The following is a 14519-nucleotide window of genomic DNA, read 5'->3' as shown; positions in this document are numbered from 1 at the left end:
CTATTAAACTAATATAAAATGGAAACAACAACAATAAATGAATTAAGCCAAGGTGTTGCCAACAGTATGTTTACGGTAAACAACCTTTGGATGATGATTGCAACAGCATTAGTTTTTATAATGCACTTAGGATTCTCTACTTTAGAAATTGGTTTTATTCGTTCTAAAAATGTGGTGAATGTCCTTTTCAAAAATTTAATGATTTTACCAATAGGTATTATTACTTATTATATCTGTGGATTTAATTTAATGTATCCAGGCGATTTTAATGGATATCTAGGATTCGCTGGCTTTGGTTTAAGTATGCCTGCTGGAGATGCTGGATTAATTGCCTATGCAGATGGTCATTATACTTACTGGACAGATTTCTTATTTCAAGCAATGTTCGCTGCAACTTGTGCTACTATAGTTTCTGGTGCAGTAGCTGAAAGAATTAAACTAACTTCTTTTATTATATTCTCGATAATTTTTGTTGGTTTAGTGTATCCAATTTTAGGAAGCTGGAAATGGGGCGGTGGCTGGTTAAATGATATGGGTTTTTATGATTTTGCTGGCTCAACATTAGTACACTCAGTTGGTGGTTGGGGAGCTTTAGCATCTATCATTCTACTCGGACCAAGACTTGGTAAATATGGTGCAAATGGTAGTATTAAGCCAATTCCAGGTCATAGTATGCCAATGGCAGCTGTAGGTGTATTTATGTTATTCTTAGGATGGTTCGGATTTAATGGTGGTTCAGTACTAAGTGCAGATCCAGAATTAGTATCTTATGTACTAGTTACTACAACTTTAGCAGCTTGTGCAGGCGGAATTGCATCTGTTGTTGCATCAAAAATAGTATTTAAACAATACGATTTATCTATGGCTTTCAATGGTATCTTAGGTGGATTAGTAGGTATTACTGCAGGTGCAGATGTAGTTTCTTTAAATGCATCACTTATAATTGGTGTTGTTGCTGGTCTTATATTGCCTTTCTCAGTTATGTTTTTCGATAAACTTAAATTAGATGATCCAGTTGGTGCTACATCAGTACACTTAGTATGTGGTATTTGGGGAACACTAGCAGTTGGTATATTTAGTGCAGAACATAGTTTTGTTACACAATTAATAGGTGTATTAGCTTATGGAGTTGTATCTTTTAGTGTAGCTTTTCTGTTAATGTTTATTTTAAAGAAAACAATAGGTATAAGAGTATCAAGAAAAGAAGAAGTAGAAGGTTTAGACTTAGCAGAACATGGTTTAACTGCGTATCCAAACTTCTTAGTAACACCAGCAGACGGAACAAACTTATAGAGATATCAAACTTAATCTCTCTTAACGCTTCATATTTATTCAGGTGGTTGTCAAATTCTTGGCAACCACTTTTTTTATTTATATTTGATTAAACTATTTTTATGCGTTATTTTTTAATACTATTTTTGATGCTTTTGTTTGGATTAAATGCTTGCAAAAAATGTAAAACTTGTACACATTATCATGGTGCATTTGTAGAAGATATTGTGGTAGAAAAAAGAGAAGTCTGTGATGAAAATGAGCAACAAGCATTAGTAAATGACTCTGCAACAAGTTATTCTTATTGGATTTGTGAGTAAGAGTGTGTTATACTTTTACATCTTTTCTGGTACTTGTATGCCTACTATAGCAAAACCGTTTTTAATGCAATTGGCTGTAAGTTGTGTTAGTGCCAATCTAAATTGTTTTTCTGCTTCGTTATCAGCATTTAATATAGAACATTCATTATAAAACTTATTAAACAATTTTGCTGTTTCGTAAATGTAATCTATCCATTTAGATGGTTGCATTTCTTGCGTTGCTTCTACTAAAATGGTTTTGTATTGATACAAGTGTTTAATTAAATCTAATTCTGCTGTTGCTATGGTATTGATACTAGTAGCTAAATTAATTTCATTAGTAGCATTTCTTAAAATACTTTTTGCTCTTGCATAACTGTATTGTACAAAAGGAGCAGTATATCCGTGTAAATCGATGCTTTCTTTTGGATTAAATAAAATGCGTTTTTTAGGATCTACTCTTAACATAAAAAACTTAAGTGCACCTAAACCAATTGTTTTGTAAAGTTCAGTTTTTTCTGCTTCTGTAAAATCATCAATTTTTCCTAATGCTTCAGTTTGTTCTTTGGCTGTTTGAATCATTTCGGCCATTATCATATCTGCATCTACGGTATTACCTTCTCTAGATTTTAGTTTTCCATCTGGTAATTCTACCATTCCGTATGAAAAATGCGTTAATCCATCAGCATGTGGTCGTCCTAATTTTTCTAATATCAGTTTCAACACTTTAAAGTGATAATCTTGTTCATTGCCTACAACATAAATAGATTTATCCATTTTAAAATCCTGATATTTTAAATCGGCAGTTCCTATATCTTGAGTCATATACACAGAAGTACCATCACTTCGTAGTAGCAATTTTTCATCTAAACCATCTGCAGTTAAATCTATCCAAACACTATTATTTTCTTTTTTGAAAAAAATATTTTTTTGTAAACCTTCTTCTACAATTGCTTTACCTAATAGATAAGTATCAGATTCATAATAATATTTATCAAATGAAATGCCTAGGTTTTCATAAGTTACTTTAAAACCACTATACACCCAATCATTCATGGTTTTCCAAAGCTGTATAATTGCTTCGTTGCCATTTTCCCACTGTTGTAACATTGCTTGTGCTTCTAATAAAATTGGAGCTTTTTTTTCAGCTTCTTTCTCATCCATGCCATTATTAATAAGTACTGCAATTTCTTCTTTATAGTAAGTATTAAAAAGCACATAATATTTACCTACAAAATGGTCGCCTTTCATACCAGAAGATTCTGGTGTTTCTCCATTAGCAAATTTTTGCCAAGCCAACATCGATTTACAAATATGTATGCCTCTGTCGTTAATTAAATTACACGAATGTGTATTATAACCACTTGCTTTATATAGTCCAGTTAATGCATAACCTAATACATTATTTCGTATATGACCTAAATGTATAGGTTTATTAGTGTTTGGTGATGAATATTCAATTAAAACTTTTTCCGTCTGTTTTGCTGTTTCAAAATAAATAGGATTATCAAAATTCTTTTGTATGAAATCAATCCAATATTGTGGTGCAATACTAATATTTAAAAAACCTTTTACTACATTAAATGCTACAAAATTATTGTTGAGTTGTAGTAAAGTATCGCCTAATTGTTGTGCAATTTTATCTGGTGCTTGTTTTAAAATTTTAACCAAGGGAAATGTAACAATTGTAAAATCGCCTTCAAAATTAGCATCAGTTTCATTAATTACTATTTGCTCTTCGGCTATATCTACTTGAAATAAATTTTGTACTGCTTGTTGTACAGTAGCTTTAATTTGTGATAAAATATCCATTGGACAAAACTAATAAGAATTATAAAATTTATAAGTGAAAATGATAAGCTTAATTATTTTTAAATGGCTATTACAACATTATTTTTAATAGTTTATGTGAAATAAATGAACTACAATTCCTATTTTTAACGACTTGAAATTTAGAACATGAGAGATCGCTATATTGATTTGATTGAACAGACCTATTACTTTCCGCAAGAAGGTTTTAATGTTGAAGATAATTGGTTGTTTTTCAATAAAATAGACCTTAAGAGAATTATAGAAGAGTATGGTGCTCCAATTAAAATATCATATGTTCCAAAAATTGGAGAAAATATCAATAAGGCAAGACGATGGTTTAATGAAGTAATTGAAAATATTGGCTACAATGGTCATTACTACTATACTTACTGTACAAAAAGTAGCCATTTTGCTTTTGTATTAGACGAAGTCTTAAAAAATAAAGCACACTTAGAAACTTCTTCTGCTTACGACATTGAATTGATTAAATCTTTATATAAAAAGAAAAAAATAGATAAAAATATTCGTATTGTATCTAATGGTTTTAAGCCAAAGGCCTATACCGATGCATTGCTTAATTTAATTAGAGATGGTTTTGTAAATGTAACACCTGTTTTAGATAATATGGATGAGTTTAATGCCTATAAAGATTTTGAACAAGCATTAAATATTGGTGTAAGATTAGCTGCAGAAGAAGAACCTAATTATCAGTTTTATACTTCTCGATTAGGAATTAGACAAAGAGATTTAATTTCTTTCTATATAGAGAAAATTAAACCGCATAAAAATATTCAACTCAAAATGTTACACTTCTTTATTGATTCTGGAATAAAAGACAGTGCCTATTATTGGAGTGAATTACATAAATGTTTAAATACTTATGTCGATTTAAAACAAGTATGTCCTGAGTTGAACAGTATTAATATTGGTGGCGGAATGCCAATTCGTTATTCACTTGGTGCAAAACACGAATATGCTTATTTAATAGAAGAAATTGTAACTAAAATCAAGAAATTTTGTGACGAAGCAGAAATTGAACATCCAAATATTTATACTGAGTTTGGCAATTTTACAGTAGGAGAAAGTGGTTGTCATATTTTTGAAGTCATTGGTCAGAAAAAACAAAATGATAGCGAGTTATGGTATATGATTAATGGATCATTAATGACAACTATTCCAGATGCTTGGGGATTAAATCAGCGATTTATTCTATTACCAATTAATAATTGGAATCAAGTATATCAAAGAACAATAATTGGCGGTTTAAGTTGTGATGTATCTGATTATTATAATTCAGAAGTACATATTAATCAAGTATATATGCCAAAAATAATTGGAGATCAAAAATTATATATTGGATTTTTTCATACAGGTGCTTATCAAGATTCTTTGAGTGGTTATGGAGGAACTAAACATTGTTTAATACCATCGCCAAAACATTTAATTGTAGATAAAGACGAAAACGGAAAGTTTACCTATCAATTATTTGCACCAGAACAAAGTGCAGAAAGCATGCTTAAGATTTTAGGATATTAATTTAGTATAAAAATCAATAGCTAATATTTATTTCATAAGTGCTATTTACATCAACAGATGCAATGTAACCACCATCTACTGTTTTTAAGTTGTTGAGTGTAGCATTTGTACCAGAAATTACTGGCATACCAAATCGTTCAGGAATCCAAAGTGTAGTTGTACCAATACTATTGGTCGTAGCTTTAAAATATAAAGAGCCATCATCTGAATTACTAACAAGCTTAATTGGTTTTCCAGCAATTGCAATAGGTCTGGCTTTACTTAATACATTTAAGTAAGTGGTATTTAAGTTGCCAGTAAAATTTCCTTGATCATCTAACTCAATTAAATGCAACGACTTATTAGCATAGCTATTTCCATCCCAACTAATTGCATGTGGATCGCCTGGTGCTTGTGCCCATTGCCACCAAGTACTGCCAACAAAATATTCATCTTCTTTTACCATGAATCGTTTTATTTTTTCAACATCAATGGCAGTATCACCAAAAAATCCCCATTCGCCTATAAACATATTTGTATTATAGAGTTTGCTCAGTGTGTGTACCAACTCAAAACCTTGTTCTATGGTTAATAAATTAGATATTGCTTCAAAATATAAATGTGGTGCAAATATGATATTTTGGTCGCTAGTAAAATTAAAGTCTGGTATAAATGGAATTTCTTGTGCATTCCAAGTAACAGTCATCTCAAAAAAGATAATGTGTTCCAAACCACCACTATTTTGTTCCGATTGTCTTATTGCTTTTACTAAATTGCCATAATATTTACTCAACTTTGCAAACTCTTGATTCAATGGTTTATAACCTAAACTTGGTTCATTCAATAAATCGTAGCCAACAACATTATTGTATTGAGCAGTTCGTTCTACTAAAAACTGCCATGCTTTAATACAAGCATCTTGAATTTGATTGGTATTGTCCCAAAAATTTTGCCACGCATGAACAACAGCAGGAGCAGTTTCTCTACCACCAACTCTACAAGTAGAAGCACTATCTGTAAAAGTTGCCCAAAGTGGAGCACCATCCCAGCCATTATTAGGTTTTTCGCAAATTTCATTAATAGGTGTAGCAATGTATTTTCCATAGGCATCTTGATGCATATCTAACAAAACATAAATGCCATATGCAGCTGCATCTTCAATAGCTTGTTGTATTTCTTGTACATATTCAATGTTATACTGACCTTGCACTGGCTCTAACTTACTCCAACTAAATAACAGTCGAACACAATTAAAACCATAGCGAGCCATTAACTCAAAATCTTTTTTGTCATAAACTTTTGTAGCAGGAATATTAGGATTAGCATACCAATAATCGCCTAATACATTATAATTTACACCTTTTAAAATAATATAATTATTATCTATATCATAAATTCCAGCATTACTTCCTTTGGTAGCATGTAATAGTTTATTTTCTGAAATTGAGTTGGAGTAATTGCTTTCTTTTTCACAAGAAATTATAAAAAAAGAGATTATTAAAAAATAAATTAATGATTTCATTGGTTGGATTTAATGCATTTCTACAAATCCAAATTACACATTAGACTTTGTATTGAAAAGAAATTATACAAAATAATTACATCGTACTAAAGTTTTTTCTCGCAGATATAAAATTAACTACATTAGAAAATAAAAAAATAGATACCGAAGTAAATATGAAATAGATTTTTTTCGGAATAAATTTCTAATGTGTAATTTAGGTTAACGAAAATAGTGTACTTTTGTAGAAATGCGTAATCTAAATTTAGATGATAGCGGAGAGTTTCTTTCTAACACAGAAAAAGAGTTAGAAAGCGTGTTGCGACCTCAAGCAATTGAACAATTTGCTGGTCAAAAACAAATAGTAGAAAATTTAATGATTTTTATTGAAGCTGCTAAATTACGAGATGAAGCATTAGACCATGTTTTATTACATGGACCACCAGGTTTAGGTAAGACTACGCTTTCGCACATTATAGCTAATGAATTAGGCGTTGAAATGAAAGTTACATCTGGTCCAGTTTTAGAAAAACCAGGAGATTTAGCTGGTTTGCTTACTAATTTAAAAGCTAATGATGTTTTATTTATTGATGAAATACATCGACTAAATACTACTGTAGAAGAATATTTATATTCTGCAATGGAAGATTATAAAATAGACATCATGTTAGATAGTGGTCCGAATGCAAGAACCATTCAAATAGAATTAGAACCATTTACTTTAGTTGGAGCTACTACGCGTTCTGGTTTACTTACAGCTCCATTGCGTTCTAGGTTTGGTATTACACTACGATTAGAATATTATGCAGCTGATGTTTTAGAGAAAATCATTAAACGATCTTCAAAAATATTAAACACAATTATAGAAGAAAGTGGTGCTATAGAAATTGCTAAAAGAAGTAGAGGCACACCAAGAATTGCCAATGCTTTATTAAGAAGAGTACGAGACTTTGCTCAAATTAAAGGCAATGGCATTATTGATAAGTCAATTGCTCAAGTAGCATTAACTGCTTTGTTAGTAGATGAACATGGTTTAGATGAAATGGATAACAAAATTTTATCTGCAATTATAGACAAATTTAATGGTGGTCCTGTTGGATTAACTACAATTGCTACAGCTGTTGGTGAAGAAGCAGGCACAATTGAAGAAGTGTACGAACCATTTTTAATTCAAGAAGGTTATCTTAAACGAACTTCGAGAGGTAGAGTAGCAACAGAAAAAGCATATCAGCATATTGGTAAAACATTTCCTAAAAATTTAGGCACTTTATTTGAATAGTTATGAAAAATTATAGTATATTTTTATTGGTTGTAATATTATTCTTTGCTTGTAAAAGAAAGACAAATAGCGATGCATTAAATCCAATTGATGCAGAAGAATATGTAGAACAAGAATTGGAAGAAGGCATGAAAGCTGGTCATTATAGAGCATTTGGAAACGAACCATTTTGGATGCTTGATGTAAATGATAGCATTAACTTATTTACCAAACTTGACGAAAAAATTGATAGCATATATCTAGAGAGAGATACAGCTATTATTGCTAATGATAAGATTGAAATTTTCTTTAAATCTACTGATAATCAAAAAGTGACATTGATATTAAGCAAATCAAAAACACCATGTTCTGATGGCATGAGTGATAACACATTTGAATATGCTTCAACATTTACCTATAAAGAAAAAACATATAAAGGTTGTGCAGAAAATATACTAGATGTTGTCCCATGATTTAGTTAAAATTGAGACTTACTTAAATGCTTATCAAGCACAAATTGCTAAGTCAAAACTAGATGCCAATAATATTTACTGTTATTTGAAAGACGAAGAAATAGTACAACAAGATTGGCTTAGAACGATTGCTTATGGTGGTGTAAAATTGTATGTTAGAAAAGAAGATGAAACTATAGCCAAAACAATTTTAGAACAAGAAAGCATAGAAGAATATTTAGATTATAAATCAGATGAAGAACAAGCAACTGATTTTCCAATTTATGAAGGTAAACCATGTATATATTGTGGTTCTACTAATACAAGAAAACAGAAGTTTAATAAATCGGCAATGGCGGTAGGTATTTTTTTACTCGGACTGCCATTTTTATTTCCATCAAAAAAACACTATTGCTTTAGTTGTAATGAAGAGTTTATATTAGAATAAATATCAAATAATATTATTGCAATCTCTTATCTAAAGATAATGTTTTTTAATTTTTAAAACCTTAACTTTATTAGTTAAGTAAATAGGAGTTTAATATGAGTGCTAAAATTTTAATTAAAAACGGATTGTTGTTTGATGGTGATGAAAATAAAAAAGCAGTTATAAAAAATATATTAATAGAAAAAAATATCATAAAAAAAATATCATCAGAAGAAATTGCGGTTGATGAAAGTACTCAAGTTATAGATGCAAGCAATCAGTGGATTACACCAAGTTTTATAGATACACATACGCATTACGATGCAGAAATTATTGCATCACCAGGTTTAAAAGAATCTGCAAGACATGGCGTTACTACTGTAATAATGGGTAGTTGTTCTGTTTCTGCAATTTATAATAATCCAGAAGATACTTCAGATACTTTTACCAGAGTAGAAGCCATTCCAAGAGAAGTAATGTTGCCTTTGCTAGAAAAAGTAAAAACATGGAATTCGCCAAAAACATGGATAAACTATATCAATAATTTACCATTAGGCGTTAATGTTGCTTCGTTTGTTGGACACTCTGATTTGCGAAGTAAAGTAATGGGTTTAGAACGCTCCGTTTCTCACAAAGAAAAAGCCACTAAAGCAGAAGAAGAGCAAATGAATACTATGCTTAATGAAGCTTTAGAAGAAGGTTTTTTAGGTCTATCAACAATGGATAATCCTTGGGATAAAATGGATGGCAACAGATATTGGTCTAGAAAAACACCATCGTTTTATGCATCATGGAAAGAGCGAAAAAACATGATAAAAACGCTGCGAAAAAGAAATGCTATTTTACAAGGAGCTCCAAATTTGGTAACCAGATACAACGCAGTACAATACATGATGAAAAGTTCTGGTGTATTTAGAAAACCACTTAAAACGACTATGATTGCTTTAGTTGATTTAATTGGTGATAGATATATATATCCTTTAACAAAGTTTGGTGCTACAACATTTAATTCAGTTTTCAATGCTAACTTCAGAATGCAGTCGCCACCAGTACCATTTACAGTATATTATAATGGAGTAGATTCTGTTATGTTTGAAGAATTTCCATCTGGAGAAGCCATTAGAGATTTAGCAAAAAATTTACACGAAAGAGATGAGTTGATTAGCGACAAAGCGTTTAGAGAAAATTTTAAAAAAGAAATTAAAAATAAATTTGCACCAAAAGTATGGCATAAAGATTTAAGCTTAACAACTATACTTGAATGCCCAGATAAAACATTAGTAGGCAAAAATTTCTACGAAGTTGCTGTTGCTAAAAATCAACATCCAGTAGATTGTTTCTTAGATATGATTATTGAATACGATAAAAAAATAAGATGGACAACTACAATTGGCAATGATAGACCAGAAAAATACAAAGATTTATATAATTATAAATATAATATAATAAGTTTTTCTGATGCAGGAGCACATTTAACCAATATGGCATTCTACGATTTTCCAATTCAAATGATAAAACAAGTACAAGATTCAATAGATAAAAACAAGCCAATTATGACAATGGAAAAATGTATTTGGCGTTTAAGTAAAGAACAAGCCGATTGGTTTGGTGTAGATGCTTGTTATATTGCAGAAGGAAAAGTAGCAGATATCAATATCATCAATCCACAATATTTAAAAGATGTAAAAGATGAAGTTGAAACTGCACCTATAGAAGAATTTAATGACTTCGAAAGACTAGTCAATAGAAATAAAAACTTAATGAGTTATGTTATTGTCGGCGGAAAAATTATATTTGAGCAAGATAATTTTGTAGAAGGTTATGGAAAATCTTTTAAAACAGGAAGATTTTTAAAATATCAAAACTTAAATTAATACTATGACTAATGAACAATTTCAAGGCGATTTTTTAAAAGGACTGAAAAAAAATTATCCTAATGTCAATCTCAATAAAATTATAGAACATTGGACAGAGTTTGAATTTGTAACCATTCCTAAAAAAGAACACTTAATTAAATCTGGTGTATATTATGGCAAAATAGTATTTGTTATCTCAGGATTATTTAGAGCATATTATCATCTAGAAGATACAGAACACACCTTTTGGTTTAGAGAAGAAAATACTGTTTTTGCTTCGCATAGAAGTATATTACAAAATAAACCATCTAGTATTTCATATCAAGCATTAGAAGATAGTGTAGTTGCCGTTGTTGATTATTACTTGCTAAAGCAAATGGCAAAAGATGATCCTGAAATTGCTAAAAGCATAATGACCGTACTAGAAGGATTGGTATTAGAATTAATAGATAGAGTAGAAGAATTTATTACCATGTTACCAGAAGAACGCTACATACATTTTATTCAAGTTCATGAAAACATAGTAACTAGATTACCTCAAAATCAACTCGCATCTTATCTAGGAATAACACCAGTATCATTTAGTCGCTTAAAAAGCAGAATGATGAATAGATAGGATGCCTATTTCTATTAATTCAGTTTAATATATTTATGTTATATTTGTATGTACTAGTTATTTGTCTATTCGATAGGCAATTAAATGATTTTCTGCTTCTGGTAAGTTTGCAGTTGCTATTGGATCGAAAATAAAGTTATTGCGTTCTAATAACTTTACCGATTTACTATTTGCTTTAGATGGACAAGCAAATATAGTACTAGCATTCATTGTATTAAATCCATAGTAGTTAATGGTTTGAATTGCTTCGCTCATATAACCATTGCCTTCATATTGTGGTAGCATTTCGTAGCCAACTTCTACTGTATTTTTTTCATAGTCTAAATTCCACAAGCAAATAGTACCTATAAATTGATTGTTTTCTTTTAGAATAATCGTCCAAAATATACTATCATTATCTTTTATATAATTTTGAATTTTATGGATGTATTCTATACTTTCTTCCATAGTGCTGTTCTTAGTTCTTCCTATAAAAGCATTGGCAACTTCATTATTTCTGAGTTCAAAAACAGATGGTGCATCTTCAAGAATTAATGCTCTAAACAATAATCGTTCGCTTTCTAAAAAAGGAAAAGGAGAGAAGTTTGCTATAAGTGACATATTGTGAAATTTATTGTATTATATTTTTTTAATTATAATTACGCAGTGTCCCTTTCAGGAGACACTGCTATGAAGCAAGGAGAGAAGTTTGCTATAAGTGACATAATATGCTAATCTATATATCTTTTAGTTAAATCAGCATAAGCATCAATGCGTCTATCTCTTAAAAAAGGCCAAATTCTTCTTACATGTTCACTGCGTTGCATGTCTATATCAAAAACTATATTTTCTTCTTGTTTACTACTTGCATGATATAGAATTTCTCCTTGTGGTCCTGCAATAAAACTTTGTCCCCAAAATTCTATACCATTGGTAACATTCGTCCAATCTTCTTCTATGCCAACTCTATTTACAGCAATTACAGGCAAACCATTAGCAACAGCATGACCTCTTTGTACAGTTTGCCAAGCAGTAAACTGTCTTTCTTTTTCTTCAGTGCTATCGGTGCTTTCCCAGCCAATTGCCGTAGGATAAATTAATAATTCTGCACCAGCTAAAGCCATTAGTCGAGCAGCTTCAGGATACCATTGATCCCAACAAACCAAAACGCCTAATTTTCCTATAGAAGTTGTAATTGGTTGAAAACCTAAATCGCCTGGCGTAAAATAAAATTTTTCGTAGTATGCAGGATCATCTGGAATGTGCATTTTTCTATATTTTCCAGCGATGCTTCCATCTTTTTCAAAAACAACAGCAGTATTGTGATACAAACCAGCAGCTCTTTTTTCAAATAATGAAGTCACTAAAACTACTTGATTATCTTTTGCTACTTTGCTAAAGATTTCCGTACTATTACCAGGAATAGATTCTGCCAAATCAAACATATTGGTTTCTTCTGCTTGACAGAAATAAATATTGGTATGTAACTCTTGTAAAATAACTAATTCTGCTCCTTGATTTTTACAAGCAATAATTCCATCAATAGATTTTTGAATATTTGCTGCAGCATCTCTATTACACGACTGTTGTACTAATCCTACTTTCATTATATAATAATTATTTTTCCTATATTGTTTTTATTGATACTATTTTTAGGTAATTGCATCGTAATACAATGCAAAGAACCATGTTGCAAAATTAAAGCACTAGCATCAATACCAATAACTTTTTTGTTTGAAAATGCTTTTTGAAGTTGTGTTATAGCCAAATCATCTTCTGTTACATTGTAAGTTGGCATTAAAACAATATCATTTAAGATTAAAAAATTGGCATAAGTAGCAGGAAGTCTTCTGTTGTCATCAGGTGCATAAATTGGACTAGGTACTGGTAATGGAACTAAGTTGTATTGCTTTTCATTAGCTATCTGCAATAATTCTTTTTCCATCAATAACAATTCTAAATAATGTGCATCAGTAGTATCATCAGTTTGGACATAAGCAATGGTATTTTCATTACAATATCTTGCCAATGTATCAATGTGTGCATCGGTATCATCACCAAGTATATCGCCATGATACAAGACTAGTATTTTATTAGCAGACAAATATTTTTTTAATGCATGAATAATTTCTTCTTGTGTTAATGTTGGATTTCTGTTTTGATTGAACACACATTTTGCAGTAGTTAAAATAGTTCCTTTGCCATTGCTTTCTACAGCACCACCTTCTAGTATAAAATCAATATTATTAAATTCAATACTATCAATAAATATATTATTATCGTATAATTTTTTATTAATCTGATTATCGAGTGTAGCATCAAATTTATTTCCCCAAGCATTAAAAATAAAATTATTCAATATGATTTTATCATCATTAACAATACTTAATACACCAAAATCTCTTGCCCAAGTATCATTGTATTTTAATTGTACAAAAATGCAATTTTTTTGAATATTAGTATCAAAGTAATTACTTACGGTTGAAGCATCATCACACAAAACAATTACTGTTTGGTATTGTGCAATAGTATTGATGATATTAATATAGCAAGGAATAATATCAGTCCAATAGTTTTTCCAATCGCTATTTTGATGAGGAAAGGCAAGTAGTATAGCATCTTGTTCTTGCCATTCTGCCATTAATGTATTTGTATTCATTTATATCTGCTGATTACACCAATCTAACATATTTTTTAAAACGGTTTCCTTTTCTGGTTCATGGTGCGTTTCATGATACAAACCTTCGTAAGGAATAAAAGTTGCATTCTTAATTTTAGAAGCAAATGCTTTACTTGCATCAAATGAAGTTAATCTATCTGCCGAACCATGAAAAACTAAAGTAGGCAAATTAATTTCACTAGCATGGTCTAGAGCATACTGTCCAGTTTCCATCATTTCAATTCCCATAATAGAAGAAACTTTATCATGGTTGAGTTTATCTTTTTTATAATCTTCCACAACAGCTTCATCTCTAGAAATAGCTTCTACTTCTAAACCAGTTGGCAAAGAAAGTGTAGGTACAATATTTTTCATTAGCTTACCTAAACCAACTTTTATGCTTGGTGGTTGAAACGCCAACTTAATATATGGTGAAGAAAATATCAATGCTTTGGCTTCGGCTTTTCTCCTAATAAAATAATTGGCTAAGACATTTCCACCCATACTATGTCCGTAACAAATCTTAGGTATTTCGCCGTACTGTTCTTCTACTTGTTGCAAGAAAATACCATAATCATTTAAAAACTCATCAAAATTGGGATAATGACCTCTTTGTCCACCACTCTGACCATGACCTCTATGGTCGTAACCCATTACAGCATAACCATTTGCCGTAAAATAAACAGCAATAGGTTCATATCTCAGAATGTGTTCGCCCATACCATGTGTAATACACAAAACAGCTTTTGGCTTTTCATCTGTATACCAATTTACACCAAAAATATCAACACCATCATTGGTTTTCCATTTTAGTTGATTTGTTTTCATCATAATTATTGTGTTTAAAAATTTAAACCATTATATTGTAAACAT

Annotated in this window: 14 protein-coding genes; 8 read left to right on the top strand and 6 right to left on the bottom strand. The window is 30.5% G+C overall.

All coding sequences use genetic code 11. The features are described 5' to 3' along the window. Positions 1 to 18 precede the first annotated feature (18 nt). Together amt and H6553_08240 are read left to right on the top strand one after the other, a co-directional pair. Positions 19 to 1293, top strand: coding sequence for an ammonium transporter (amt, locus tag H6553_08245; protein MCB9033812.1), 1275 nt, complete (start codon positions 19 to 21; stop codon positions 1291 to 1293). A 101-nt stretch (positions 1294 to 1394) separates the two neighbouring features. After that, positions 1395 to 1592 (top strand): hypothetical protein, encoded by a 198-nt coding sequence (locus H6553_08240; GenBank protein ID MCB9033811.1) that lies wholly within the window; start codon positions 1395 to 1397, stop codon positions 1590 to 1592. 15 nt (positions 1593 to 1607) lie between these two features. Here the strand turns inward: H6553_08240 and H6553_08235 are convergent, their stop codons facing one another. Beyond that, positions 1608 to 3383, bottom strand: coding sequence for an arginine--tRNA ligase (locus H6553_08235; protein MCB9033810.1), 1776 nt, complete (start codon positions 3381 to 3383; stop codon positions 1608 to 1610). Positions 3384 to 3530: 147 nt separating this feature from the next. On the opposite strand from H6553_08235, the gene H6553_08230 reads away from it, so the two are divergent. Then, a complete protein-coding gene (locus H6553_08230) occupies positions 3531 to 4919 on the top strand; it encodes an arginine decarboxylase (GenBank protein MCB9033809.1) in 1389 nt (462 codons plus the stop codon). Positions 4920 to 4932: 13 nt separating this feature from the next. Here H6553_08230 and H6553_08225 read toward each other — a convergent pair whose 3' ends face one another. Beyond that, entirely contained in the window at positions 4933 to 6420 is a 1488-nt protein-coding gene (locus H6553_08225; GenBank protein ID MCB9033808.1) for a cellulase family glycosylhydrolase, read from the bottom strand. Between the two features lie 229 nt (positions 6421 to 6649). On the opposite strand from H6553_08225, the gene ruvB reads away from it, so the two are divergent. From ruvB to H6553_08200, 5 genes are all read left to right on the top strand, one after another. Continuing rightward, positions 6650 to 7678, top strand: coding sequence for a Holliday junction branch migration DNA helicase RuvB (gene ruvB, locus H6553_08220; GenBank protein ID MCB9033807.1), 1029 nt, complete (start codon positions 6650 to 6652; stop codon positions 7676 to 7678). 2 nt (positions 7679 to 7680) lie between these two features. Continuing rightward, complete coding sequence (locus tag H6553_08215) at positions 7681 to 8130, top strand: hypothetical protein (GenBank protein ID MCB9033806.1); 450 nt, start codon at positions 7681 to 7683, stop codon at positions 8128 to 8130. Beyond that, positions 8117 to 8557: a hypothetical protein gene (locus tag H6553_08210; protein ID MCB9033805.1), complete on the top strand. Its 441-nt coding sequence runs from the start codon at positions 8117 to 8119 to the stop codon at positions 8555 to 8557. Before H6553_08215 ends, H6553_08210 begins: the two co-directional genes overlap by 14 nt. A 95-nt stretch (positions 8558 to 8652) precedes the next feature. Beyond that, positions 8653 to 10410: an amidohydrolase family protein gene (locus H6553_08205; GenBank protein ID MCB9033804.1), complete on the top strand. Its 1758-nt coding sequence runs from the start codon at positions 8653 to 8655 to the stop codon at positions 10408 to 10410. A gap of 4 nt (positions 10411 to 10414) precedes the next feature. Further along, entirely contained in the window at positions 10415 to 11008 is a 594-nt protein-coding gene (locus H6553_08200; protein ID MCB9033803.1) for a Crp/Fnr family transcriptional regulator, read from the top strand. A 57-nt stretch (positions 11009 to 11065) separates the two neighbouring features. Here the strand turns inward: H6553_08200 and H6553_08195 are convergent, their stop codons facing one another. From H6553_08195 to H6553_08180, 4 genes are all read right to left on the bottom strand, one after another. Next, entirely contained in the window at positions 11066 to 11608 is a 543-nt protein-coding gene (locus H6553_08195) for a GNAT family N-acetyltransferase (GenBank protein ID MCB9033802.1), read from the bottom strand. 110 nt (positions 11609 to 11718) lie between these two features. Continuing rightward, on the bottom strand, positions 11719 to 12594 hold the full coding sequence (locus H6553_08190) for a carbon-nitrogen hydrolase (protein MCB9033801.1): 876 nt from the start codon (positions 12592 to 12594) through the stop codon (positions 11719 to 11721). Further along, positions 12594 to 13646, bottom strand: a complete 1053-nt coding sequence (locus H6553_08185; protein ID MCB9033800.1) for an agmatine deiminase family protein — start codon at positions 13644 to 13646, stop codon at positions 12594 to 12596. The genes H6553_08190 and H6553_08185 overlap by 1 nt, the downstream gene beginning before the upstream one ends. Next, the gene (locus H6553_08180) at positions 13647 to 14477 is read right to left on the bottom strand and encodes a lysophospholipase (GenBank protein MCB9033799.1); all 831 of its coding nucleotides are present in this window, start codon (positions 14475 to 14477) and stop codon (positions 13647 to 13649) included. Positions 14478 to 14519 lie beyond the last annotated feature (42 nt).

Source organism: Chitinophagales bacterium (assembly GCA_020636535.1).
In the GTDB taxonomy this organism is placed as follows: Bacteria; Bacteroidota; Bacteroidia; order Chitinophagales; family JADIYW01; genus JADJSS01.
This window is presented reverse-complemented; position numbering and strand designations above follow the sequence as displayed.

What these genes read in the sequence shown, in the direction of transcription:
- H6553_08215 (MCB9033806.1), top strand. Translation starts at nt 7,681, where the DNA reads ATGAAAAATTATAGTATATTTTTATTGGTTGTAATATTATTCTTTGCT.
- H6553_08185 (MCB9033800.1), bottom strand. Translation starts at nt 13,646, where the DNA reads ATGAATACAAATACATTAATGGCAGAATGGCAAGAACAAGATGCTATA.
- H6553_08180 (MCB9033799.1), bottom strand. Translation starts at nt 14,477, where the DNA reads ATGATGAAAACAAATCAACTAAAATGGAAAACCAATGATGGTGTTGAT.
- ruvB (MCB9033807.1), top strand. Translation starts at nt 6,650, where the DNA reads ATGCGTAATCTAAATTTAGATGATAGCGGAGAGTTTCTTTCTAACACA.
- H6553_08235 (MCB9033810.1), bottom strand. Translation starts at nt 3,383, where the DNA reads ATGGATATTTTATCACAAATTAAAGCTACTGTACAACAAGCAGTACAA.
- H6553_08230 (MCB9033809.1), top strand. Translation starts at nt 3,531, where the DNA reads ATGAGAGATCGCTATATTGATTTGATTGAACAGACCTATTACTTTCCG.
- H6553_08210 (MCB9033805.1), top strand. Translation starts at nt 8,117, where the DNA reads ATGTTGTCCCATGATTTAGTTAAAATTGAGACTTACTTAAATGCTTAT.
- H6553_08190 (MCB9033801.1), bottom strand. Translation starts at nt 12,594, where the DNA reads ATGAAAGTAGGATTAGTACAACAGTCGTGTAATAGAGATGCTGCAGCA.
- H6553_08195 (MCB9033802.1), bottom strand. Translation starts at nt 11,608, where the DNA reads ATGTCACTTATAGCAAACTTCTCTCCTTTTCCTTTTTTAGAAAGCGAA.
- amt (MCB9033812.1), top strand. Translation starts at nt 19, where the DNA reads ATGGAAACAACAACAATAAATGAATTAAGCCAAGGTGTTGCCAACAGT.
- H6553_08205 (MCB9033804.1), top strand. Translation starts at nt 8,653, where the DNA reads ATGAGTGCTAAAATTTTAATTAAAAACGGATTGTTGTTTGATGGTGAT.
- H6553_08225 (MCB9033808.1), bottom strand. Translation starts at nt 6,420, where the DNA reads ATGAAATCATTAATTTATTTTTTAATAATCTCTTTTTTTATAATTTCT.
- H6553_08240 (MCB9033811.1), top strand. Translation starts at nt 1,395, where the DNA reads ATGCGTTATTTTTTAATACTATTTTTGATGCTTTTGTTTGGATTAAAT.
- H6553_08200 (MCB9033803.1), top strand. Translation starts at nt 10,415, where the DNA reads ATGACTAATGAACAATTTCAAGGCGATTTTTTAAAAGGACTGAAAAAA.